The organism is Pseudomonas sp. NFPP28 (assembly GCF_900115535.1).
Classification (GTDB): Bacteria; Pseudomonadota; Gammaproteobacteria; order Pseudomonadales; family Pseudomonadaceae; genus Aquipseudomonas; species Aquipseudomonas extremorientalis.
The window spans coordinates 140,725-162,820 of record NZ_FOWT01000011.1 but is presented as its reverse complement, the minus strand read 5'-3'; the positions used below and the strand labels follow the sequence as shown (position 1 = coordinate 162,820).

Here is a 22,096-nt window from a genome sequence, read left to right as displayed (position 1 = left end):
CATGGACATGAACCTGCTCCACGACATCACCTTCTATGTGATGTATGCCGCGATGGCCATCGCGATCTTCATCACCATCGAGCGCGGGATTTATTTCGCGTATGTACGCCGCCAGGCCCATGCACTCACCGAAGTGCTCGGCGCCAACGTGCACAGCGAACGCGACCTGCCGGAGAGCCTGACCCGTCGTGACAGCCTGCCGTTGAGCATGGTGCTGCCGGTGCTGGCACAGAAGGCGTCGAACGGCTCGCGCAAGGACCTGGATGACGTCATCGAGACCCAGTACCTGACCACCCGCGCGCCGCTGGCCCGCAGCCTGTGGATCATCGAAACCATCACCACCGCCGCGCCGCTGTTGGGTTTGCTGGGTACCATCCTCGGCATCATCGACACCTTCAAGGCGTTGGCGACGGCAGGCGTGTCGGACCCGGGCCAGATCTCTGGTGGCATCGGTACGGCCCTGTTCGCCACCGGGTTGGGGATCGCCATTGCGCTGTTCTGCGTGGTGTTCCACAACTTCTTCCAGGACCGCCTGGAGCGCATCAACGACCAGCTGAAAATCCTGCTGATCTGCGCCGCCACCGGTGCCCGTGTGCAGAATGAAGTGCCGCACTTGGTACCGACGCCGCTGCACAGCCGCACCGCATAAACCTGTGGTGAGCGGGCTTGCCCCGCGTTGGGTGGCGCAGCCACCCCATATCCAGGCACCTCGGTCTTTCTGGGACAACGCGGTGGACTGTTTGGGGCGGCTGCGCCACCCAGCGCGGGGCAAGCCCGCTCACTACATCAGTGAAGAGAGTGTTATGTCCGTCTCCTTGAAATTGCGTATCGCCGGCCTTGCCGGCTTGCTCCTCAGTCCGCTGGCCCAGGCGGACTTTTCGATTCCGGGGTTTGAACTGGTACACACCGTACAGGTGGACACCGCCCTCGGCACCGACGACCTGCGCCAGCCCGGCCCGGTATGGAGCGAACTGTTCGACGGCGCCAAAAGCCGCATCGATATCGGCCAGTTCTACGCCGCCGATCACCCCGGCTCGGTGATGGACCGTGTGATCGAGCGCCTGGAAGCCGCCGGCAAACGCGGTGTGAAGATTCGCTTTTTGCTCGAAGAAAAAGGCATCAAGTTGTCGGAGGCCTCCACCCTGGAACGCCTGCGCGCGATCCCCAACCTGACCTTTCGCGTCTTGCCCTACGCCCGTGTAAGCGGCGGGATCATCCACGCCAAGTACCTGGTGGTGGATGGCAAGCAGGCGTTTGTCGGCAGCCAGAATTTCGATTGGCGCTCGCTGGAGCACATCCACGAAACCGGCCTGCGCATCACTGATCCGACGGTCGTGGGGCAGGTGCAGGCCATCTTCGAACAAGACTGGAAAGCCCAGCAGGCCTTGGCCGACAACCAGCCGGTGCCACTGCCCGTCGTGGGTAAAGAACCACCGCGCACCGGCAACTACCTGGTCGCCAGCCCGCAGCGCTACAACCCGCGCGGCGTGGGCGACTCGCAGCTGGAACTGCCGCGCTTGTTGAGTGAAGCCAAACAGGAAGTGCGCGTGCAACTGCTGGACTACGCACCGTTGTCCTACGGACCGGACAAGACCCGTCCGTACTACGCGGTGATCGACAACGCCGTGCGCGCGGCGGCGGCGCGTGGGGTGTCGATCAAGCTGATGGTGTCCAACTGGAACACCGACAAGCTGGAACTGCCCTACCTCAAGAGCCTGGCGGTGCTGCCCAACGTGCAGATCAAGATCGTCACCCTGCCCGAGGCCAGGCAGGGATTCATTCCTTATGCGCGGGTGATCCACAGCAAGACCATGGAGATCGACGGCCAGGTGGCGTGGGTCGGCACCAGCAATTGGCTGGGTGGCTACCTGGATAATTCGCGCAACCTGGAAGTGGTGATGCGCAACGAAGCGATGGCCAGGCGTGTCGGGGAGTTGCATGAGCAGCTGTGGGATGGGCCATATGCCAAGGCATTGGATGTGACAGCTGAATACGCGGCTGCGCACCCGGGTACTTTGTAATACACCATCAGTTGCGGACATTTGAATTCTTGAGATTGGCAGCTAGCCTTCTCAGGCTCCGGACGCAGCTTTAGCGGTGCTGCGGCTGGAGCCCACTGACATGAGAGCATTGCCATGAAAACCGCACCCTTTCGCACCTTGTGTACATTGCTTCTGCTTATTCCACTCAGCGCCTGCGTCAACAGCCCGCCAACACTCACTCTGGTGACCTTTGCCGACGGTACACGGGGCCTCAAGACGCCCGTGGATACTGGCGCACCGGGGCCTTCCCAAGGCGACCTGTTTGTCTTCGCTCAACCCCTGATGGATCAGGATCGCCAGGACATCGGACACAACAATGGCTATTGCGTCACCACGCAGCCTGGCGTTCACAGCCAATGCCAATGGACACTGATGTTCGTGGATACCGCCGGGCAGATCACGGGCACCCTTGTCGTCGGCGGACAGGAGTACGAAACCGGCTTATCCACCGTCGCACTCCTGGGCAGTACCGGCAAGTATGCCGGCTTCACTGGCCATATGACTTCCGAACCCATGCCCGACGGTACATTCAAGCAAACCTTGTATCTGACTCCTCGCTGAACCCGCAAAACGCCGCTCATCAACGCGCGGCGTTTTCTTATTGAAGTAGGACATTTCACTGATCCGCACCTCCCATCTCACGCCTTCACAGTGTTAGTGTGTGGAAATGTTTCTGACAGATCGATCAGAAACCTCCTACTTACTACCTGCAAAGGAATGCGTCTCTCCATGCACTTTCCACTCAAGCAATTGGCGGCTGCCACCCTGTTTGCGGCGAGCCTTTCGGCTGTTACCTGCCCCGCCTTCGCCAACATCACGCCCGAGCAAAGCACGGCGATTCTCAAGAACTTCAACGAAACGTCCGTCACCGATTTTCGCGGTTTCCTCGGCGCGCTGGCTAAAGGCGACCTGGGCAAGACCAGCGACGTCGGCCCGGCAATCAGTGCCTTTCTCGACAACAAAACCCTGAGCGCCGACCAGCAGAACGAAATCAATCGCCTGCTGGGCATCTACACCCGGGTGAAGTACGGCAAAGCCGCCCTCGAAACCCTGCGCGAGCTGGTGGAAATCCCGACCTTCAACGTGGATGGCCTGCCGCAGTACAAGAACCCGGAATTCATCAAGATCGCCGGCAAGCTCCAGGACCTGGCCAAGGCCTTTAACCTGAACTTCCGCAACATCGACAACCGCGTGTACGAAATTTCCCTGGAAGGCAGTGGCGACGAAGTCGTCGGTATCCACGCCCACGCCGATGTGGTGCCGGTGACGCCGGAAAATTGGGTGCTCAAAGATGGCACCAAACTCGACCCGTTCAAGGTCACCCTGATCGGCAACCGCATGTATGGCCGTGGCACCGAAGATGACAAGAACGGCATCGTCGTGGCGATGTATGCCATGAAGGTGATCAAGGAAGAAAAGCTGCCACTGGCGCGCAATTTCAAGCTGCTGGTCGACACCACCGAAGAAACTTCCGGCGACGCGACCCCCTACTACTTCGAAAAGAACCCGACACCGCAATACAACCTGGCGCTGGATGGCGGCTACCCGGTGGTGATTGCCGAGAAAGGCTACGGCACGGTGATGGCAACCTTCCCGCGCCGCAAGGGTGAAGGCAAAGGCGCGGAAATCATCGCGATGACCGGCGGCATGGCCACCAACCAGATTCCGTCGGCATCGGTGGCGACCTTCGTCAGCGACAAGCCTGCCGAGTTGGCCGCCAGCCTGCAAAAGGCCGGCAGCGAATACGCCAAGCGCAACGGCGGCGATTTTGCAGTGGCCGCCAAGGTCGACGGCAAAGACGTCAAGCTGACCGTCACCGGCGTGTCCGCTCACTCCTCCGAGCCGGAGTCCGGGGTCAACCCGGTGGCGCGCATGCTGGAGCTGATCCACAGCGTCGACGGCAAGATCGCCCTCAAGCACAACCACATCACAGACGCGGCGCGGTATGCCTCCGACAACTGGGGCCTGGACTACCTGGGCGGCAAGTTGGGCGTGGGCTTCTCCGACGAGTTCATGGGGCCACTGACTACCTCGCTGACTTTTGTCGGCCTGGATGAAAAAGCCTTCAAGCTGGCGGTGAACCTGCGGGTGCCGAAGGGCAAGTCGCCAGAGAAACTCAAGGCCGAGATCGCCGACAAGCTGAACGCCTGGGACAAGAAAGCCAAGGTCAAGGTGGACTTCGCCTACTCGGTGGCCGAGCCGATGTACCGCAACCCGGAAGGTGAATGGGTCAAGGCACTGCTGGCAGTCGCCACGGAAAACCTCGGCATGGAGCACAAGTTCGGCACCTCCGCCGGCGCAACCTCCGTGCATGAACTGCCCAACGGCGTGCAATTCGGCCTGGCGCGCCCGGAAGTCAAGTACACCGGGCACACCGACGGCGAGTTCAAGACCGTCGACCAGTTCCTGCTCGACCTGCAGATCGTCACCGAAATGATGGGCCGTATCGGTCAGCTGCCGAAGCTCTGAGCCCAAAGCACTGATGCAAAGGAGCCCGCCGCAACGGCGGGCTCTTCAGGCTTGCAGCCTCAACATATCCTCGAAAAAACCACCGACCGGTTCCGTGGGATGGCACAGCTGGATTTCCAGCACCCAGGCCATTTCACTCGGTGGGATGTCCAGATCCGCCAGTTCCTTGTTCTCGAACAACGCGTGGGGGAAATCCGCCAGGCGATGCCCCGCAAGGTTGCGCGCCAGCCTCCAGCCTTTTGCCACGGCGCTCTGCTCGGCGAAATCATACAGCTCTCGACCGGTGAGGCCTCGCAACCAGGCGTCGCGGGTCTCGTCGAACACCTCGTGCAGCGCGGTCGTGCAGGCCAGGTGCAACGGCGCGTCACCGAACACAAAGGTATCGCCGTAGTCGCCTTCATAGCCGTCCCACACCGGGCCCAAATCAACCACGACGATATCGCTGGCGCGCAGCCTGCGCTGGCGGTCGATCCCTTCGCGGGGTGGGCGGACCGTGTCGGCGCCAAAGCGGATATAGGTCGGGTGCCAGGTGTGCGATGCGCCCATGGCCTGCAGTTGTTCGGCGGCCATGTCGAGGGCTTCGCCGGTGGTCATGCCCACCCGCAGTCGGCTGGCAATGGCCGCCAGGGCGCGGATGGATTGGTCACGGGCCGCCAGCATGCCGTCAAACGAATAACGGGGGCCGACTTTTTCCCAGATCGGGTCGAACGCAGGTGTAGGCGCTTGCGTGCCTGCGCCACCACTGGGCACAAAGGCTTCGGCGACAAACCGGTGAGCCGGCAAGCCCGCGTCTAGGCACTGCTCGCGGACCTGGCGGATCATTGCGCCGTTGCCGCACGCGTACACCTGGGCAACTTGCCAACGATGCCCATGGCTCAGCGCAACGTCCTGCACGCGCCCCTGCGAAGCCAGCACCGGGTGCCAGTGAAAACGCGGGTGATCGATGACGGACTGGTCCAGGAACACGCGATCATAGAAGTCTGCCGGCTGCGCGCCGCCCCAGTACAACGTCACCTCGACATTGCGCTTCAAGGCGCTCAGCAGGATCGGTTTGATGCCGGCGTAGCCGGTGCCCGTAGCGAACAGGACCACAGGGCTGTCATCCACGTCCTGCCAGGTGCAGGCACCAAAAGGCCCCTCCAGTTGCAGCACGTCGCCGGCCTCCAGGTCGCCCAGAACAGCCTCAGAAAACAGCCCGCCGCGCACCTGGCGAATCTGAAAGACCAGGCGCCCGTCATCTTCGGCCGGCAGGTTGGCGATCGAGAAACACCGCGAGTCACCGTCGACCAGACGGAACTTGAGGTACTGGCCGGCACGCACCGCCAATGGCAGGTCCGGCATCAGCACCAGCTCAATGATGTCAGGGCTCAATGCGCACTTGCTCAGCACTTGCGCCTCGACACTCAGCGCGGGGGTGTCCAGGGACCAGCCGGGAATTTCCAGGCGCATATCGCCGCAAGCGTGGCTCTGGCACAACAACATTTCATTCGCCGCCAACGGATAGCACGGCGCGGGGGCGTTCGGCGCCAACTGCCTGGCCCGGTACTGCCCTTCTGCGACTACCACCTTGCACGATCCACAGGCACCGCGCCGACAGGAAAACGGCACGGACAGGCCACTGGCGAGCATCGCATCGAGCAACAGCTCATCACCGGCCTCAAAGGTTTTCCCCGAGGGGGACAGTTCGATGACATGACGTGTATTCATAACAACCTCGGGGGTGAGTGAGGCTTGATTGTTGCGCTAGACTAGGCCCATTAAAACCTCCAGTTTTGGATACTTCAGATGGTCCAGATGCGTAAATGGCGGCCGCTGCTCAAGCTGGACGAGAGCGCCAGCCAGGCGTCCTACCGCAAGATCGCCGAAGGCCTGGTGACGGCAATCGTCGAGGGTCGCTTGCCGCCCGGCACCTTGCTGCCGGGCACGCGGGAAATGGCGCAATTGCTCGACGTCAACCGCAAGACCGTGATCCTGGCCTACGAAGAAGCCATGACCAAAGGCTGGCTGGTCAGCGAGCCGCGACGCGGGACCTTCGTCAATGTGCAATTGGCGCCCAAGCCAGTGCCGAATCGCGCGCAACCGTCCTTCGCACCGCCCATCCTGGCCCAGGCGAACGCGCCGTACTTCACCCAGAACGCCCAGGCGATGGCACTGCAACATCGGCGTGGCGCACTGTTTTTCGACAACGGCACCAGTGACCACCGCCTGCTGCCCCAAGCCGTGCTGCACCGCCACTACCGCAATGCCCTGCGCAACAGCTTCGCCTCCAATACGGTGCGCTATGGCAGTGAGGGCACCGGCTATGAGTTGCGCTGCGCCCTGGCCGAAATGCTGCGCAACAACCGCGGGCTGACGGTCAGCGCCGAGAATATCTGCCTGACCCAAGGCACCCAGATGTCGCTGTACCTGAGCGCCAGCCTGCTGCTCAAACCTGGCGACGTGGTGCTGGTGGAACGCCTGAGCTACCCGCCGGCCTGGGAGATTTTCCGCAAGCTGGGCGCGCAGTTGGTCACCGTGGATGTCGACGACGAAGGCTGCCGCACGGACCAGATCGATCGTCTGTGCCGCGAGCACAAGGTGCGGATGATCTATCTCACGCCGCACCACCAATTCCCCACTACCGTGAGCCTGCACGCAGCGCGGCGGCAACAGTTGCTGGCATTGGCGGCACTGCATGAGTTCTGCATCATCGAAGAAGATTACGACCACGAATATCACTTCAACGGGCGACCTTACCTGCCGCTGGCCAGCGACCGTTCACAGCGCCATGTGCTCTACGTCGGCTCGTTGTCCAAGGCGCTCGGCTCGACGTTTCGCTGCAGCTATGTGGTGGCTCCCACACCCGTCATTGAAGCCCTGCACGGCAACGCTGCGTTGATGCTGGGCGATGCCGACGCGGTGGCGCAGAAGATGCTCGCGGACCTGATCAACGCGGGTGAATTGAAGAAACACCTGCGTCGGGTATCCAAGGAATACCGCGCCCGCCGCGAAACCTTGCAGGGCTGTCTGCATGCGGCATTCGGTGATCGGATCATGGTGCGCGAACCCGAAGGCGGGCTGGCGCTGTGGGTGCGTTTTGAAGATCGGATAAACGTCGATCAGATGGTGGCCACCGCATTGGAGCATGGGCTGGTCGTACGCAGTGGTCGGCAGTTTTCGCCGATGGACCGGCCGGAAAATGCGTTGCGCCTGGGCTTTGCCTCACTCAATCAGGCGGAAATCGGTGAGGCCACGGTGCGCCTGGCCAAAGCGGTGAACCTGTGCGCACACAAAAATGCCGATCATCGCTGATCGGCATGGGGTTAGAGCGGCAACAGGAAGCGGGATTTCTCTTCGGCCCGGGCCAGTTCCGGGAACTCCAGCAGCAGCGCCCGGTTGCCCCGGCCAATATGCTCCATCACCGCCCGTGTAATGTACTCACGCACCATGCCGGTCGAGACGTAATACATGGCCCAGGCTTGTTCGGGCGTACAGTGGCCGATCTGTTCTTCGATTTGCGTGTACGCCTCGTCATCGTCCGACTTCACGTCGCGCTGATATTCCGCTTGGCCCATGATTGATCTCCTTCAACGGCACGCCTGCAACAGCCCGGCATGCCTGGTCATTCAGCCGGTCACGTGCCGCTCTTCACTTTGGTCCACACACGCGTGCGGATTCGCTCCAACTTCAAGGGCAGCGGTTCAAGGGGAACCAGTGTGGCAATGGTCTCTTTGGACGGATAAATCCAGGGGTTGTCGCGCAGCTTCTGCTCGACCAACTCGGTAGCGTCCTTGTTGGCGTTGGGGTAAAGCGTGTGGTTGGAACTCTTGGCAATCACTTGCGGCTCAAGCATGTAGTTGATAAACGCCAGACCCTGCCTGGCATGCGGCGCATCCTTGAGCAGCACGAAGTTTTCCGACCACACCAACCCGCCCTCGCGCGGCAGGCTGTAGGCAATCTTGCGCCCGGTGTTGTTTTTTTCATTGATGGCCTGTGCCGTCAGCGCCCCGCTCGCCCAGCCCACCACCACACAGATGTTGCCATCGGCAAAGTCGGCATCCGTCCTGGATGAATCAAAGTAAAGGACGTAAGGGCGGATCTTCAGCAGCAGCCCCTGGGCTTTCTGGTAATCCTCAGGGTTCTGGCTGTTGCTGGGCAGCCCGAGATAATGCAAGGCGATCGAAATGATTTCACTCGGGGAATCGAGCATCGCCACGCCACACGACTTGAGCTTGCTGATGTTCTCTTCCTTGAAGATCAGGTCCCAGCTGTCCACCGGGGCATTCTCGCCCAGGTCGGCCGGGACGCTGATCATGCAACTGAACCGACCGGCGTTCTGGAGCTCACTGGTTCGCGTGCTAAAGGAATACGTCCAGATCGACAACTGGGTCGTGCTGATCTTCAGCGACCACCAGGTACGGGTGGTCAGCGTGACTGAGGTCGCCGATGCGGACGAAGTGGACGCGTTGACCCAGCGCTACGTAAAAGGGCTGTACCTGCTCGACCCGTTCTACATTGCCAACCGCGAAAACCCGCAGAGCGGCTTTTTTCATCTGTCCGACATTGCGCCGGAGCACTTCCTGACCACCGAGTATTACCACCAGTATTTCGCCCAGTACATCAGCGTGGATGAGGTGCAGTACAACGTACAACTCGACGCCGACAGAACACTGTGCATTTCATTTGGCAGCAACGCGCGATACAGCCCGCAGCAGATCGCGACCCTGGACATTATCAAGCCATGGGTGATGGCGTTGATGCATCAACGCATGTGCTTTGAGACTGATGCGGAAAAAAGCCAGGACGAACCGCCACCCTGGTCAGAGGCCATCGTGCAACTGGGCACACAAATCACTGCGCGCGAAAAAGATGTGCTCAAGTTGCTGTTGAGCGGTTTTTCCAACAAAGAAATCGCCGGCAAGCTGAACCTGTCGGCAGAGACCATCAAAGTTCACCGTCGCAACCTCTACAACAAACTGAACATCAAGTCTCAGTCCGAGTTGTTTGCGCGTTTTTTCATGCCGGCGCAGGAGGCCCAGACGGCGCAGTGAACGCAGCCGCAGCGGGCCTGCGGCGGCTCTGCACAAATCACGCACAAACAAAAACGCCGATCATTGCTGATCGGCGTTTTTGTCGAATATGGAGCGGGAAACGAGACTCGAACTCGCGACCCCGACCTTGGCAAGGTCGTGCTCTACCAACTGAGCTATTCCCGCAAATGGCGTCCCCTAGGGGACTCGAACCCCTGTTACCGCCGTGAAAGGGCGGTGTCCTAGGCCACTAGACGAAGGGGACACACAACTGAAACACATGGTGTGCATTTCAGTGTCCAGGGATTAGATCCGAAGATCATGCCCTGGTTTCACTCAGTGCCGCCCGAGGGCCACACTGCTTAAATTGGAGCGGGAAACGAGACTCGAACTCGCGACCCCGACCTTGGCAAGGTCGTGCTCTACCAACTGAGCTATTCCCGCAAATGGCGTCCCCTAGGGGACTCGAACCCCTGTTACCGCCGTGAAAGGGCGGTGTCCTAGGCCACTAGACGAAGGGGACACACAACTGAAACACATGGTGTGCATTTCAGTGTCCAGGGATTAGATCCGAAGATCATGCCCTGGTTTCACTCAGTGCCGCCCGAGGGCCACACTGCTTAAATTGGAGCGGGAAACGAGACTCGAACTCGCGACCCCGACCTTGGCAAGGTCGTGCTCTACCAACTGAGCTATTCCCGCAAATGGCGTCCCCTAGGGGACTCGAACCCCTGTTACCGCCGTGAAAGGGCGGTGTCCTAGGCCACTAGACGAAGGGGACACACGTACAACATTCACTGCTTAACCGCGTTTTGCTGTGTGCTTTACGCGTTAAGTGGCGCGCATTCTATGGACGGATTGAAAGATCGTCAACCCCCAAGGATAAATTTATTAAAATCAATGACTTCCCCCAGCTTTTCGGGCTCATGGGGGGATTGTGCGCGTCCGGGCTTTGACGCCTATATTCTGGCGCCCGACAAGACGCTATAGTTCGCTCCAGCAAATGATGGCAATGTGCATCCATGCAGGGAGCGCCTATGCCTGTAGAAGCAAACTACCCGGGCAACTGGTCGATCAGTCCTATCCGCCGGATGGCCCAGTCACTACACTCCACTGTAAACCCTATAAAGAGGTCACACCGGTGACACCACTCATGATCACCCTGCTGGTAATAGCCGGGATCGCAATACTGATCGCCATTGGCTACATGAACCACGTGGTGGAAAACAACAAGCTGGAAAAGAAGCGCACCGAGATCGAGCTTAACGATCGCCTGCGCCGTTGCGGTGAAATCACCGAGACCTTCCCTGGCCAGTTGATGACCCCAGCGCTCAAGCTGTTGCTGACCCGCCTGGAACTCAACGTCAACCAGCGCCTGCTGAACCTGAATAAAGGCAGCATGGCGCTCAAGGCCCGCATCGCCGAGCTGAATACGCTGGTCGCCCAGGGCGAATCGATCCCGGTGAACAACCCGCCTGCGCCAATCCAGACCGAAGCCAAGGCCAAGGATGTGCGTTTCCTGCTCGAAGCTCTGCACGGCCAGGTCACCCGTGCGGCCCAGGATGGTTTCCTGCCGGCCAACGAGGCCAAGCACTGGATCCGCGAGATCCGCCATATCCTGGTGTTGCTGCATATCGAGTTCTTCAACAACCTCGGCCAGCACGCCCTGCAGCAAGGCCAGCCGGGCCAGGCGCGGCTGGCATTCGAGCGTGGCGTGCAGTACCTGCGCAAACAGCCGGAGCCGGTGATCTACAGCGCACAGCTGCAACACCTGGAGGCCCAACTGGGACGCGCCAACTCCACGGTGCTGACCAACAGTAAGCCGGCCGAAGACGAAGTCAACGAACTGACCGAAGGCCTCAAAGTGGTCGACGCCGACGCCGAGTGGAAGAAGAAAGTCATCTACGACTGATTCGCCGGCTGGAAGACTGGCCTGGCTTTTATTGCTGTGGTGAGCACGCTCACCACAGCAATAAAAGCCAGGCCAGTACAAACCACCTCGCTGCTTCACGAGATGCCATCACTTTGCATCTATCCCCCCGCCCCCGACTAGCGTAAAAAAGTGCCCCTCACTCCATGAAGTCAGAGGCCCGCTATGCCTGTCGCCGTCATTGATGGACAACCGCTGCACTACGTCGACCAGGGTTCCGGCCCCGTCGTCCTGCTGGGCTCAAGCTACCTGTGGGACCGCGACATGTGGGCGCCGCAGATCGAAGCCCTGTCGCAACAGTACCGGGTGATCGTGCCCGAGCTGTGGGGCCATGGCGAATCCGGCCCGCTGCCCGCACCAACCCGCTCCCTCGACGACCTCGCGCGCCAGGCCCTGGCCCTGCTGGACCAGTTGGATATTCCACAGATCAACCTGGTCGGCCTCTCGGTCGGCGGCATGTGGGGGGCACGCCTGGCGCTGCTGGCTCCCGAGCGCATCAACAGCCTGGTGCTGATGGACACCTACCTGGGTGCCGAGCCCGAAGCCACGCGCCAGTATTACTTCTCGCTGTTCAAGATGATCGAAGACGCCGGCGCTATCCCCGGGCCGTTGCTGGACGTGGTCGCGCCGATCTTCTTCCGCCCGGGTATCGACCGCGAATCCGCGCTGTATCAGGATTTCCGCAAGCAATTGCAGGGCTACTCCAAGGAGCGCCTGCTGCAGAGCATCGTGCCCCTGGGTCGCTTGATCTTCAGTCGCGAAGATGTGCTGGGACAGTTGCCCAAGCTGGACGCCGACACCACCCTGGTGATGTGCGGCGAACAGGACAAACCGCGCCCACCTGCCGAATCCGAGGAAATGGCCGGCCTGATCGGCTGCAGCCTGATCCTGATCCCGCAAGCCGGGCATATCAGCGCCAGGGAAAACCCGGACTTCGTCAACGAAGCCCTACTGACCTTCCTCGCCAACAACGCCTGACCGCCCTCCCCTGTGATCGCCGCATGAACGCTGCGATCACAGGCGGAAGTGCCCGACCATCCCCTTGAGTTCCGCGCCCAGCTGCGCCAGCTGAATGCTCGATGCGGCGTTGCCCTGCATGCTCAATGCCGACTGATCGGCACTGGCACGGATACTGGTGACACTGCGGTTGATCTCCTCGGCCACCGAGCTTTGCTCCTCGGCCGCCGCGGCAATCTGCTGGTTCATCTGCTGGATCAGCGACACCGCCACCGCGATGCTGCCCAAGGCGCTCTCGGTCTCCAAGGCATCGCTCACCGCCAGCTTCACCAGTTCGCCGCTTTGCTGGATCTGCTGCACCGAGGACTGGGCCGCGTTGCGCAACGTACTGACCAGCCGCTCGATTTCTTCGGTCGATTGCTGGGTACGCTTGGCCAACGCCCGCACTTCATCCGCCACCACCGCGAAACCACGGCCCTGCTCGCCGGCACGGGCGGCCTCGATAGCCGCGTTGAGGGCCAGCAGGTTGGTCTGTTCGGCCACGCTTTTGATCACACTCAACACAGTGCCGATGTTCTGGATCTCGGCGCTCAGGCTCTCGATGCTGGCGCTGGCACTGGTGCTGGAGGTGGCCAGCAATTCAATACGCTGCAAACTCTGGCGCACCACACGCTGGCCGCTGTCGACTTTGTCGTCCGCTGTCTGTGCGGCTTGCGCGGCTTCTTCGGCGTTGCGCGCCACGTCATGCACGGTAGCGGTCATCTGGTTCATCGCCGTGGCGACCTGCTCGGTTTCTTCTTTCTGGCTACTGACTTCGACATTGGTTTGTTCGGTGACGCTGGACAATGAGTGAGCCGAGCTGGCCAGTTGCTCGATACCGGCCTGCAGGCCGCTGACCATATGGCTCAGGCCATTGCCCATCTGCTGCATCGCCTGCATCAGTTGGCCGATCTCATCGCGGCGACTGACCTCCATGCGCCCGCTCAAATCGCCGGCCGCAATCTGCTGGGCAACCGCAATCACGCTGCGCAGCGGCGCGACGATCAAGCGGGTGATCACCCAGGCCGCGATCAACCCCACCAACAGCGCCAGGGCCGAAGAGCCGATGATCAGCATCGCGCTTTTCTTCAACTGTGCCTGCATCGACAGGTCTTCAGTGTCGTACGCCTGGTTGACCCGGCCGACCACTTGCTCGGCCCGATCATGCAACTGCTTGTAGACCACCTTCTCCTGGGCCAGCAGGCCGGTGTACTCGCCGAGTTTTTCACTGAACGAAGCAATATGCCCGGAGACCTCATTCAACACCGTCTGGTAACCGGGGTCCTTGACCGCGGTTTTCAGTGTTTCAACCTGGGCCAGCGCCTGGTCGGCCTGCTCGATCTTGCCTTGCTCGGCGTCATCGGCGTCTACCTTGCGGCTCTGGTCCAGACGTATGTGGGCTTCGTTCATGGCTTGCAACATCAGCCGTGAAACCTGGCTGACCTGCCCTGCCTGCTCGATAAACTCGGCGCCCTCCTTGCCCTGGCTTTCCTTGAGGCCATAGGCACCGTCGTCAGCCAGCCCGGCCTGCAGCACATCGAGATTATTGGCCACGCTGGACACTGACCAACTGGCCATTTCCAACGCCAGGTCCTTGGTCTGGGTCAATTCGACAAACTCATCGAACGCCTTGCGGTAGGCGGCCAGGGCCTGTTCGACATCCGTCATGACGGGCACGTTGGCCGCCGACTGGGCCTTGAGGCTCGCCGCGAGCGCGGCCAAGCCATCGACACTTTCATGCAGGGCGTCGACGGCCTTGGGGTCGGCATGCAACGCGTAGTCCTGCTCGATCAGGCGCACCTTGAGCAAGCCACTGTTGAGCGACGACATGGCCTTGAGGCCTTCGAAGCGCTGGCCAACGGATTGCAGGGACCACACGCCGATGGCCGCGACCAGGGCGGTCAACAGCAATACCAGGGTGAAGCCCAAGCCCAGTTTTTTTGCCATACCGAGGTTGGCGAAGCGTCGTTGCACGGCCGAAATCATTGCACTTGCATCCTCTTGCAATGGCAGATGCCATCAAGCCCGGTTTACACAGGCGAGATTGGCAACCACAAGGCACCGAACACAAGTCATTGGCGCCACAATAATGGCAAAAAGCTACACGCTCGTCGTTTTCAGAATGGTCGAGGTCGATCTTGCAGGTCCCATGGCGCGGAATAACGCCAGTGCCCGTTGATCATCAGCATAGGCCACATTGATTCGCAGCCACTCACTGGGCTCATCCGTTGGACTGAACAGTGCCCCCGGTGACAACAAAACCCCCAGCCGCCGGGCATACGCCTGCAACCGCGACCGATCCCCAACCCCTGGCCGCGCCCACACGAACATCCCGCCGGCAGGGTTGGCGAACACCTCCCATTCCTCATCTTCCAGCACCTGCAAGGTCGCAGCCATTTGCGCGCTCAGCCGCTTGCGCAGGCGCTGCACCCACTTGCGATAAGTGCCATTAGCCAGCAGCGTCGCCACTACGGCCTCGGCAAACCGCGAAGTGCCGAAGCCGGTCAGGGTCTTGAGGCTGGCCAATTGCTCGATGATCGCCGTGCTCGCACTGAGATAACCCACGCGCAAGGCACTGCTCAGGGTCTTGGAAAAGCTTGCGACGTAGATCACCCGGTCACCGTGGGGTAACGCCGAGAGCCGCGTGCAACTGGCGTGTTGCAGATCGCCAAACACGTCCTCTTCGATAATCAAAAAGTTCTCGCGGTGCGCCAGCTCCAACACACGCTCCGCCACGGTGCGGCTCAGGCTGGAACCGGTGGGGTTGTGATACAGGCTATGGATGAACAGGCATTTGGGCCGATGACGCTGCAGCAAGGCCTCAAGCGTCGCGATGTCCGGCCCGCCACGGGTGCGTGGCACCTGCAGCAGTTGCACACCATGAAAGACCAGTTGCCGATAAAGGTTGCCGTACCCCGGCGTTTCAACCATCACGCAATCGCCGGCCTTGAGCAGGGTGCGTATCAGCAGGTCCTGTGCATGGCTGGCGCCCGCCGTGGTGAGGATGCCGTCAAGGTGGGTGGGGATGTGGACCTGTGTCAGGCGCTTGAGCAATTGCTCACGCAATGCCGGAAGCCCCAATGGGGTGCTGTAGTTGAACAGCGCCGCCGTGTCGCAGCGGGTGACTTCGCGAATCGCGTAGCTGATGTCATCGCTTTCGCGCCAGGCATCAGGCAGCCAGCCGCAGCCCAGTTTCAGCTCGCCCAACGGGTTATCGGCAAAGGCGCCCCAATCTCGCTCGGCACCTTCATACCACTGGTTTTCGTGCACCGTCGGTGGCTGGGCCACGCAGAAACCCGACCCCTGTTTCGAAACCAGCACGCCCTGGGCGACCAACCGCTCGAATGCCTCGATCACACTGGACTGGCTGAGCAGGTTATCGAGGGCCACCTGGCGAACGGAGGGCAAGCGTGTACCAGGGCTCGCCCCACTCGTGCGAATCCATTGCGCCACCGCGCTGATGATTTGCTGCACCACCGGTACAAGGGCTTGTCGATCGATCCCTAAATCCATGCGCCACTCACTTCAACTGTCTGTAATTCAACCCGGGACAGTTAAGCACAGAAGCCCATGTCGGCCCCTCGCCAACTTTTATTAAATTATTGATTTTATTGAGTTATTTACCTGCTGATACACATTCTGACAAGGCACCGTGCCAGCTATGGAAAAACCTCACACCCTCCCAGGCCTTTTCGAATGGAGGGCGACCTGAGGTCCTAGATAGCCGTCGCGCCACCGTCCACTGCCAAGGCGTGACCGGTGGTAAAGGCCGCACCGTCGCTGCACAGGTACAGCACCGCGCTGGCGATTTCCTCGACCTTGCCGATGCGCCCCACCGGGTGCATGGCAGCGGCGAATTCGGCCTTGCGCGGGTCGGCTTCATAGGCACGCCGGAACATATCGGTGTCGATCACGGCCGGGCAGACCGCATTGACGCGAATGTTCTTCTTCGCATACTCGATGGCCGCCGACTTGGTCAGGCCGATTACCGCGTGTTTGGACGCGGCATAAATGCTCATCTTCGGCGCCGCGCCCAACCCCGCGACCGACGCGGTGTTGACAATCGCCCCGCCGCCCTGGGCCAACAGCAGTGGCAATTGATGCTTCATGCACAACCACACACCTTTGACGTTCACGCCCATGATGGCGTCAAACTCGTCCAGGGTCCCATCCGCCAGCTTGCCCTTCTCGATCTCGATCCCGGCATTATTGAAGGCGTAGTCCAGGCGGCCATAGGCGGCGAGGGTCTGGGCCATCAATTGCTGAACATCCGCCTCCAGCGTGACGTTGCAGCGCACAAACAGCGCTTCGCCGCCGGCCTGGCGGATCAGCGCGACGGTGCCTTCGCCGCCCGCAACGTCCAGGTCAGCGACCACCACCTTCAACCCTTCGGCGGCGAACGCCAGTGCGGTAGCGCGGCCGATACCGGCGGCGGCACCGGTCACCAGGGCGACCTGGCCGGAAAACGTCATGCTCATGAGGGATGTCCTGTGAGGGAAAGTCGTGGGTCGAGTCTAGCCAACGCCGCACCAGACGCGTCAGCACTATCAAAAGGCCGGTTGAAACTGCATGAATCGTAGTGATAACAGCCGCCGCCTGACTATCAGCAACACCTATCGACCGGCATTCGCACGCTCGGTGAACCTTGCTCCCAGCCCGTTCAAGGTCTATCACTTCAGGTTCATTTCCAGAAGAGTCGCTGCCATGACCGCCCAGACCAACCGCCAATTCCTGCTCGCCAAGCGCCCGGTCGGCGCGGCCACCCGGGACACCTTCACCTACCAGGAAGTCCCGGTGGGCACGCCCCGGGACGGCCAGGTGCTGGTGCGCAATGAATACCTGTCCCTCGACCCCGCCATGCGCGGCTGGATGAATGAAGGCAAGTCCTATATCCCGCCGGTCGGTATCGGTGAAGTAATGCGCGCCCTGGGCGTGGGCAAAGTGATTGCCTCGCACAACCCGGCATTCGCAGTCGGGGACTACGTCAACGGCGCCCTGGGCGTGCAGGATTACTTTCTGGGCGAGCCGCGGGGTTTCTACAAGGTCGATCCGAAACTGGCGCCCCTGCCCCGTTACCTGTCGGCACTCGGCATGACCGGCATGACCGCCTACTTCGCACTGCTGGACACCGGTGCGCCGAAGGCTGGCGAAACCGTGGTGATCTCCGGCGCGGCCGGTGCCGTGGGCAGCATTGCCGGGCAGATCGCCAAGCTCAAAGGCTGCCGTGTGGTGGGCATTGCCGGCGGCGCCGACAAGTGCAAGTTCCTGGTGGATGAACTGGGCTTCGATGCTGCTATCGATTACAAAAGCGAAGATGTGCCTGCCGCACTCAAGCGCGAGTGCCCCAAGGGCGTGGATGTGTATTTCGATAACGTCGGCGGCGATATCCTCGACGCCGTGCTCAGCCGCCTGGCGCTGAAGGCACGCGTAGTGATCTGCGGCGCCATCAGCCAATACAACAACAAGGAAGCCGTGAAAGGTCCGGCCAACTACTTGTCACTGCTGGTCAATCGCGCGCGCATGGAAGGGTTTGTCGTGATGGATCACGCCGTAGGCTTTGCCGCTGCCGGACAGGAAATGGCCGGCTGGATGGCCCAGGGCAAGCTCAAGAGCAAGGAAGATATCGTGGAGGGGCTGGAGACGTTCCCGGAAACGCTGATGAAGCTGTTCAACGGTGAGAACTTCGGGAAGTTGGTGCTCAAGGTCAGCTGACCACCCATAGATCTAAATGTTGGAGATCTGAATGTGGGAGGGGCAAGCCCGCTCCCACATTCGAAAATCAGGCGATTTCGGCGACGACTGCCGCCAATGCCTTGGCCGGATCGGCCGCCTGGCTGATCGGGCGACCGATCACCAGGTAATCGGAACCTGCATCCAACGCCTGGCGCGGGGTCAGGATACGGCGCTGGTCATCCTGGGCACTGCCCGCCGGACGAATACCCGGGGTCACCAGTTGCAACGACGGGTGCGCGGTTTTCAGGGCCTGGGCTTCCAGCGCCGAACACACCAGGCCATCCAGGCCGGCTTTTTGCGCCAGGGCAGCCAGGCGCAGTACCTGCTCCTGGGGCTCGATATCCAGGCCGATACCGGCCAGGTCTTCACGCTCCATGCTGGTGAGCACGGTCACACCGATCAACAACGGTTTAGGCCCGCTGCGCTGTTCCAGCACCTCACGGCAGGCACTCATCATGCGCAGGCCGCCGGAGCAGTGCACGTTGACCATCCACACGCCCATTTCGGCGGCGGCCTTGACCGCCATCGCGGTGGTGTTCGGAATATCGTGGAATTTCAGGTCGAGGAACACTTCGAAACCTTTGTCACGCAGCGTACCGACGATTTCCGCCGCGCAACTGGTGAACAATTCCTTGCCGACCTTGACCCGGCACAGCTTCGGGTCCAACTGGTCAGCCAGCTTCAGTGCGGCGTCACGAGTGGGGTAATCCAGGGCGACGATGATAGGAGTCTGGCAGACGGACATTGGAATGGGCTCTCAGGCAAGTCGAAATCGGCGCGGATTGTAGCGCAAGCGGCGGCGTTGCGGGATCCGATGATCGGTAAATACTGACCAAGCGCTATCGGGCAGGCATTTCAGGGAATTATTTCAAAGCCGATACATTCACGACATGCCCCCAACACGCCTCACGGCTAGCCTCGCTTGCACGACCCACCGACCAGCACTTCCAGCCATGGGGCTGGGCGCCTATGCTGAGCGCAACAACAGGGCAGATGATCGCACTATGCATACCCCTTCCGTCTCCATGAACGACGAGCAAAAAGGCGCGGTGATCGCCGACGACAAACGCTGGAACACCCGCGCGCTGATCGTTGACGACGATGTGCCGATCCGTGAACTGCTGATCGACTACCTGGCCCGCTTCGGCATTCTCGCCAGCGGCGTCACCGACGGTACGGCGATGCGCCAGGCCATGCAGGCCGAAACCTTCGACGTGGTGGTGCTCGACCTGATGCTGCCGGGCGAAGATGGCCTGTCGCTGTGCCGCTGGCTGCGCGCGGAATCGGATATCCCGATCCTGATGCTCACCGCCCGCTGCGAACCCACTGACCGCATCATCGGCCTGGAGCTGGGCGCCGACGATTACATGTCCAAGCCCTTCGAACCCCGCGAACTGGTAGCGCGCATCCAGACCATCCTGCGCCGTGTGCGTGACGACCGTACCGAACAACGCGCCAATATCCGCTTCGACAATTGGCGCCTCAACAGCGTGCTGCGCCAACTGGTCGCCGACGATGGCCTGGTGGTGCCGCTGTCCAACGCGGAATTTCGCCTGCTGTGGGTATTCATCGAACGTCCGCGCCGGGTGTTGAGCCGCGAACAACTGTTGGATGCCGCCCGTGGCCGCTCCATCGAAGCCTTTGATCGCAGCATCGATTTGCTGGTGTCGCGCCTGCGGCAAAAACTCGGGGATGATCCCAAGGCGCCCCAATTGATCAAGACCGTGCGGGGTGAAGGCTACCTGTTCGACGCCCGGGATATCGGTTGATGCGCAACGCCTTCAACACGCTGTTCGGTCGACTGTTTGGCGTGTTGCTGGTGGCGATTGTGCTGGCTCATGTGCTGGCCATTTCCTGGTTTCGCTATTACGGCCCGCCTCCGCCGCCGCCTCAGGAGACCTTTGTCGAGCAGCCGGACGGCACGATGAAACACCTGGCCAGGCACAAGCGACCATGGTTTGGTGGCCCGGTGGTGCCACTGACGTTCCAGTTCATCTCGTTGATCATCGCCGCCTGGTACGGTGCCAAGCTGCTGAGCCGGCCGATCCAGCGCCTGAGCGAAGCTGCCGAGCGCCTGAGCCTGGACCTCGACAGCCCGCCCCTCGACGAATCTGGCCCGCGTGAGGCACAGCAAGCGGCGTCGACTTTCAACCTGATGCAGCGACGCATCCGCGAGCAAGTCAGCCAACGCGCCCGTATGCTCGGCGCTGTCTCCCATGACCTGCGCACCCCGTTGTCACGCCTGAAGCTGCGCCTGGAACAGATCGAAGACACCCGGCTGCAAGGCCAGATGCGCCAGGACCTGGACGACATGATCGGCATGCTCGACGCGACCCTGAGCTACCTGCACGAACAACGCACCAGCGAAACCCGGCATTGGCTGGACGTGCAGGCGCTGGTCGAGTCGATGAGCGAAAACGCCCAGGACCAGGGTTCCGATGTGCAGTTCGGCGGGACCTGCGCACCGCTGCAAGTGCAGCCGATGGCCTTGCGATCGTGCCTCAACAACCTGATCGACAACGCCCTGCGGTACGCCGGTTCGGCGCGCATCGAGCTGACAGACAGCCGCGAGGCGCTGGTCATCCGTGTCATCGACCATGGCCCCGGGATTGCCGCCGACCAGCGTGAGGCGGTGTTCGAACCGTTCTATCGGCTGGAAGGCTCACGCAACCGCAACTCTGGCGGGGTCGGCCTGGGCATGACGATTTCCAGGGAAGCGGCGGAACGCCTCGGCGGTCGGCTGCACCTGGAAGAAACCCCCGGCGGTGGTTTGACCGCCGTGATGTGGTTACCACGCGTCTAGAGCGGCTTGTCTTCCCGCCGCCCCTGGGCCTGGGTTGCACTCCAGTCCATCAACAGGCTGTAGGCCACCGCCAGTAGGGTCGGGCCGATAAACAGGCCGATGAAACCAAAGGCAATCAAGCCGCCGAACACCCCGAGCAGCACGATGACCAACGGCAGGTTGCCGCCGCGGCTGATCAGGTAAGGCTTGAGCACGTTGTCCACGCCACTGATGATGAACGTGCCCCACACGCCGAGGAACACCGCGTAGGTGTAATCGCCCTTCCAGGCCAGCCACGCCGTGGCCGGGATCCACACCAGTGGCGGGCCCATGGGAATCAGGCTGAGCAGGAAGGTGACGATGCCCAGCACCAGCGCACCCGGCACCCCGGCGATCAGGAAACCGATCAGCGCCAACAGGGCCTGGGCGGCGGCCGTGCCGATCACGCCGTTGACCACGCGCTGCACGGTGCCGGCCACCAGTTCGATGTAATAGCCGGCACGCTCGCCGATCAAGCGCTCCAGCAGGCGGTGAACAAACATCGCCAGGCGCGGCCCGTCCCGGTAGAAAAAGAACACGAAGACCAGGCTCAGGGTCAGTTCTAGAATCCCACCACCGATTTGCGCACTGCGCGCCAACAACCAATTGCCGACCTGCCCCAGGTAGGGCTTGATGCTGACCATCAAGGCCGCGCCCTGTTGGTCAATGCTGTCCCACATGGCCACCAGCCGCTCACCGACTAAGGGGATCGAGCCGAGCCAGGCAGGTGCCTCCGGCAGGCCGTCAACCTGGATATCCTTGATCAACGCCGTCGCATCGCGCACGTGATCCGCGAGGTTGAAGCCCAGCCACACCAGCGGCAGCGCCACCAGCAGCATCCAACCCAACGTCAGGATGCCGGCGGCCAGGGATTCGCGCCCCCCCAGCCAGCGGGTGAGCAGGACCATCAACGGCCAACTGGCAAATGCCAGTACCGCGCCCCAGAACAGCGCCGACCAGAACGGCGCCATCACCCAGAAGCTGGCACCGAACAGCACCAGCAGCAGGATTTGCACCAGTAGGCGATCGTTATTGAGCATGGAGTATCTCTAGAAGAAGGCTATAGGAAGAGAGCTTAGGCGAACGGCGCGGGTCC

18 protein-coding genes, 6 tRNA genes and 2 pseudogenes are annotated in these 22,096 nt (G+C 61.3%); 11 read left to right on the top strand and 15 right to left on the bottom strand.

The window, feature by feature from the left end:
• Window position 1: 1 nt before the first annotated feature.
• The 4 genes from BM110_RS26545 to BM110_RS26530 all read left to right on the top strand — a co-directional run bounded on the left by BM110_RS26545 (window position 2) and on the right by BM110_RS26530 (window position 4,511).
• Entirely contained in the window at window positions 2–649 is a 648-nt protein-coding gene (locus BM110_RS26545; protein WP_093514439.1) for a MotA/TolQ/ExbB proton channel family protein, read from the top strand.
• 154 nt (window positions 650–803) lie between these two features.
• Window positions 804–2,021 (top strand): phospholipase D-like domain-containing protein, encoded by a 1,218-nt coding sequence (locus BM110_RS26540; protein ID WP_093514438.1) that lies wholly within the window; start codon window positions 804–806, stop codon window positions 2,019–2,021.
• A gap of 114 nt (window positions 2,022–2,135) precedes the next feature.
• On the top strand, window positions 2,136–2,603 hold the full coding sequence (locus BM110_RS26535; RefSeq protein WP_092247936.1) for an allene oxide cyclase barrel-like domain-containing protein: 468 nt from the start codon (window positions 2,136–2,138) through the stop codon (window positions 2,601–2,603).
• A 168-nt stretch (window positions 2,604–2,771) separates the two neighbouring features.
• Window positions 2,772–4,511: a dipeptidase gene (locus BM110_RS26530; RefSeq protein ID WP_093514437.1), complete on the top strand. Its 1,740-nt coding sequence runs from the start codon at window positions 2,772–2,774 to the stop codon at window positions 4,509–4,511.
• 45 nt (window positions 4,512–4,556) lie between these two features.
• Here BM110_RS26530 and BM110_RS26525 read toward each other — a convergent pair whose 3' ends face one another.
• Window positions 4,557–6,218, bottom strand: a complete 1,662-nt coding sequence (locus BM110_RS26525; protein ID WP_093514436.1) for a M24 family metallopeptidase — start codon at window positions 6,216–6,218, stop codon at window positions 4,557–4,559.
• Between the two features lie 78 nt (window positions 6,219–6,296).
• Between BM110_RS26525 and BM110_RS26520 the strand changes: the two genes are divergently transcribed.
• Window positions 6,297–7,802, top strand: a complete 1,506-nt coding sequence (locus tag BM110_RS26520) for a MocR-like pyridoxine biosynthesis transcription factor PdxR (RefSeq protein WP_093514435.1) — start codon at window positions 6,297–6,299, stop codon at window positions 7,800–7,802.
• Window positions 7,803–7,813: 11 nt separating this feature from the next.
• On the opposite strand, the gene BM110_RS26515 is transcribed toward BM110_RS26520, so the two are convergent.
• A complete protein-coding gene (locus BM110_RS26515; protein ID WP_071492230.1) occupies window positions 7,814–8,065 on the bottom strand; it encodes a hypothetical protein in 252 nt (83 codons plus the stop codon).
• Between the two features lie 59 nt (window positions 8,066–8,124).
• Window positions 8,125–8,796 (bottom strand): annotated as a pseudogene (locus BM110_RS26510) (extracellular solute-binding protein); the annotation flags it as partial.
• Window positions 8,797–8,803: 7 nt separating this feature from the next.
• On the opposite strand from BM110_RS26510, the gene BM110_RS26505 reads away from it, so the two are divergent.
• Window positions 8,804–9,541, top strand: a complete 738-nt coding sequence (locus BM110_RS26505; protein ID WP_371914800.1) for a response regulator transcription factor — start codon at window positions 8,804–8,806, stop codon at window positions 9,539–9,541.
• Window positions 9,542–9,630: 89 nt separating this feature from the next.
• Here BM110_RS26505 and BM110_RS26500 read toward each other — a convergent pair.
• From BM110_RS26500 to BM110_RS26475, 6 genes are all read right to left on the bottom strand, one after another.
• A tRNA-Gly gene (locus BM110_RS26500) sits at window positions 9,631–9,706 on the bottom strand.
• 3 nt (window positions 9,707–9,709) lie between these two features.
• Window positions 9,710–9,785, bottom strand: a tRNA-Glu gene (locus BM110_RS26495).
• A gap of 103 nt (window positions 9,786–9,888) precedes the next feature.
• Window positions 9,889–9,964: transfer RNA gene (locus tag BM110_RS26490), tRNA-Gly, on the bottom strand.
• A gap of 3 nt (window positions 9,965–9,967) precedes the next feature.
• Window positions 9,968–10,043 (bottom strand) — tRNA-Glu (locus tag BM110_RS26485).
• A 103-nt stretch (window positions 10,044–10,146) separates the two neighbouring features.
• Window positions 10,147–10,222: transfer RNA gene (locus tag BM110_RS26480), tRNA-Gly, on the bottom strand.
• A 3-nt stretch (window positions 10,223–10,225) separates the two neighbouring features.
• Window positions 10,226–10,301 (bottom strand) — tRNA-Glu (locus tag BM110_RS26475).
• A gap of 360 nt (window positions 10,302–10,661) precedes the next feature.
• On the opposite strand from BM110_RS26475, the gene BM110_RS26470 reads away from it, so the two are divergent.
• Together BM110_RS26470 and BM110_RS26465 are read left to right on the top strand one after the other, a co-directional pair.
• A complete protein-coding gene (locus BM110_RS26470) occupies window positions 10,662–11,432 on the top strand; it encodes a hypothetical protein (protein ID WP_092247910.1) in 771 nt (256 codons plus the stop codon).
• Between the two features lie 183 nt (window positions 11,433–11,615).
• Entirely contained in the window at window positions 11,616–12,428 is an 813-nt protein-coding gene (locus tag BM110_RS26465; protein ID WP_093123095.1) for an alpha/beta fold hydrolase, read from the top strand.
• Window positions 12,429–12,464: 36 nt separating this feature from the next.
• Here BM110_RS26465 and BM110_RS30250 read toward each other — a convergent pair whose 3' ends face one another.
• The 4 genes and pseudogenes from BM110_RS30250 to BM110_RS26450 form a co-directional block, all read right to left on the bottom strand.
• A complete protein-coding gene (locus tag BM110_RS30250) occupies window positions 12,465–13,307 on the bottom strand; it encodes a methyl-accepting chemotaxis protein (RefSeq protein ID WP_371322049.1) in 843 nt (280 codons plus the stop codon).
• 18 nt (window positions 13,308–13,325) lie between these two features.
• Window positions 13,326–13,523: pseudogene (locus BM110_RS30245) on the bottom strand (HAMP domain-containing protein); the annotation flags it as partial.
• A gap of 1,023 nt (window positions 13,524–14,546) precedes the next feature.
• Window positions 14,547–15,959 (bottom strand): aminotransferase-like domain-containing protein, encoded by a 1,413-nt coding sequence (locus tag BM110_RS26455; protein ID WP_093514433.1) that lies wholly within the window; start codon window positions 15,957–15,959, stop codon window positions 14,547–14,549.
• Window positions 15,960–16,162: 203 nt separating this feature from the next.
• Window positions 16,163–16,924, bottom strand: a complete 762-nt coding sequence (locus BM110_RS26450; RefSeq protein WP_092247898.1) for an SDR family oxidoreductase — start codon at window positions 16,922–16,924, stop codon at window positions 16,163–16,165.
• Between the two features lie 226 nt (window positions 16,925–17,150).
• Between BM110_RS26450 and BM110_RS26445 the strand changes: the two genes are divergently transcribed.
• Entirely contained in the window at window positions 17,151–18,158 is a 1,008-nt protein-coding gene (locus BM110_RS26445; protein ID WP_093514432.1) for an NADP-dependent oxidoreductase, read from the top strand.
• Window positions 18,159–18,225: 67 nt separating this feature from the next.
• Here the strand turns inward: BM110_RS26445 and pyrF are convergent, their stop codons facing one another.
• Complete coding sequence (gene pyrF / locus BM110_RS26440; RefSeq protein WP_010211681.1) at window positions 18,226–18,924, bottom strand: orotidine-5'-phosphate decarboxylase; 699 nt, start codon at window positions 18,922–18,924, stop codon at window positions 18,226–18,228.
• Window positions 18,925–19,183: 259 nt separating this feature from the next.
• Here pyrF and BM110_RS26435 point away from each other — a divergent pair, with 259 nt between their 5' ends.
• The gene (locus tag BM110_RS26435; RefSeq protein ID WP_058427191.1) at window positions 19,184–19,948 is read left to right on the top strand and encodes a response regulator; all 765 of its coding nucleotides are present in this window, start codon (window positions 19,184–19,186) and stop codon (window positions 19,946–19,948) included.
• Window positions 19,948–20,982 (top strand): sensor histidine kinase, encoded by a 1,035-nt coding sequence (locus BM110_RS26430; RefSeq protein WP_071489560.1) that lies wholly within the window; start codon window positions 19,948–19,950, stop codon window positions 20,980–20,982. Before BM110_RS26435 ends, BM110_RS26430 begins: the two co-directional genes overlap by 1 nt.
• Here the strand turns inward: BM110_RS26430 and BM110_RS26425 are convergent.
• The gene (locus BM110_RS26425) at window positions 20,979–22,040 is read right to left on the bottom strand and encodes an AI-2E family transporter (protein WP_071489561.1); all 1,062 of its coding nucleotides are present in this window, start codon (window positions 22,038–22,040) and stop codon (window positions 20,979–20,981) included. The two genes, BM110_RS26430 and BM110_RS26425, sit on opposite strands and share 4 nt — an antisense overlap.
• Window positions 22,041–22,096 lie beyond the last annotated feature (56 nt).

What these genes read in the sequence shown, in the direction of transcription:
- BM110_RS30250 (WP_371322049.1), bottom strand. Translation starts at nt 13,307, where the DNA reads ATGGTCAGCGGCCTGCAGGCCGGTATCGAGCAACTGGCCAGCTCGGCT.
- BM110_RS26530 (WP_093514437.1), top strand. Translation starts at nt 2,772, where the DNA reads ATGCACTTTCCACTCAAGCAATTGGCGGCTGCCACCCTGTTTGCGGCG.
- BM110_RS26465 (WP_093123095.1), top strand. Translation starts at nt 11,616, where the DNA reads ATGCCTGTCGCCGTCATTGATGGACAACCGCTGCACTACGTCGACCAG.
- BM110_RS26540 (WP_093514438.1), top strand. Translation starts at nt 804, where the DNA reads ATGTCCGTCTCCTTGAAATTGCGTATCGCCGGCCTTGCCGGCTTGCTC.
- BM110_RS26425 (WP_071489561.1), bottom strand. Translation starts at nt 22,040, where the DNA reads ATGCTCAATAACGATCGCCTACTGGTGCAAATCCTGCTGCTGGTGCTG.
- pyrF (WP_010211681.1), bottom strand. Translation starts at nt 18,924, where the DNA reads ATGTCCGTCTGCCAGACTCCTATCATCGTCGCCCTGGATTACCCCACT.
- BM110_RS26435 (WP_058427191.1), top strand. Translation starts at nt 19,184, where the DNA reads ATGCATACCCCTTCCGTCTCCATGAACGACGAGCAAAAAGGCGCGGTG.
- BM110_RS26505 (WP_371914800.1), top strand. Translation starts at nt 8,804, where the DNA reads ATGCAACTGAACCGACCGGCGTTCTGGAGCTCACTGGTTCGCGTGCTA.
- BM110_RS26450 (WP_092247898.1), bottom strand. Translation starts at nt 16,924, where the DNA reads ATGAGCATGACGTTTTCCGGCCAGGTCGCCCTGGTGACCGGTGCCGCC.
- BM110_RS26520 (WP_093514435.1), top strand. Translation starts at nt 6,297, where the DNA reads ATGGTCCAGATGCGTAAATGGCGGCCGCTGCTCAAGCTGGACGAGAGC.
- BM110_RS26455 (WP_093514433.1), bottom strand. Translation starts at nt 15,959, where the DNA reads ATGGATTTAGGGATCGATCGACAAGCCCTTGTACCGGTGGTGCAGCAA.
- BM110_RS26430 (WP_071489560.1), top strand. Translation starts at nt 19,948, where the DNA reads ATGCGCAACGCCTTCAACACGCTGTTCGGTCGACTGTTTGGCGTGTTG.
- BM110_RS26515 (WP_071492230.1), bottom strand. Translation starts at nt 8,065, where the DNA reads ATGGGCCAAGCGGAATATCAGCGCGACGTGAAGTCGGACGATGACGAG.
- BM110_RS26535 (WP_092247936.1), top strand. Translation starts at nt 2,136, where the DNA reads ATGAAAACCGCACCCTTTCGCACCTTGTGTACATTGCTTCTGCTTATT.
- BM110_RS26525 (WP_093514436.1), bottom strand. Translation starts at nt 6,218, where the DNA reads ATGAATACACGTCATGTCATCGAACTGTCCCCCTCGGGGAAAACCTTT.
- BM110_RS26445 (WP_093514432.1), top strand. Translation starts at nt 17,151, where the DNA reads ATGACCGCCCAGACCAACCGCCAATTCCTGCTCGCCAAGCGCCCGGTC.
- BM110_RS26545 (WP_093514439.1), top strand. Translation starts at nt 2, where the DNA reads ATGGACATGAACCTGCTCCACGACATCACCTTCTATGTGATGTATGCC.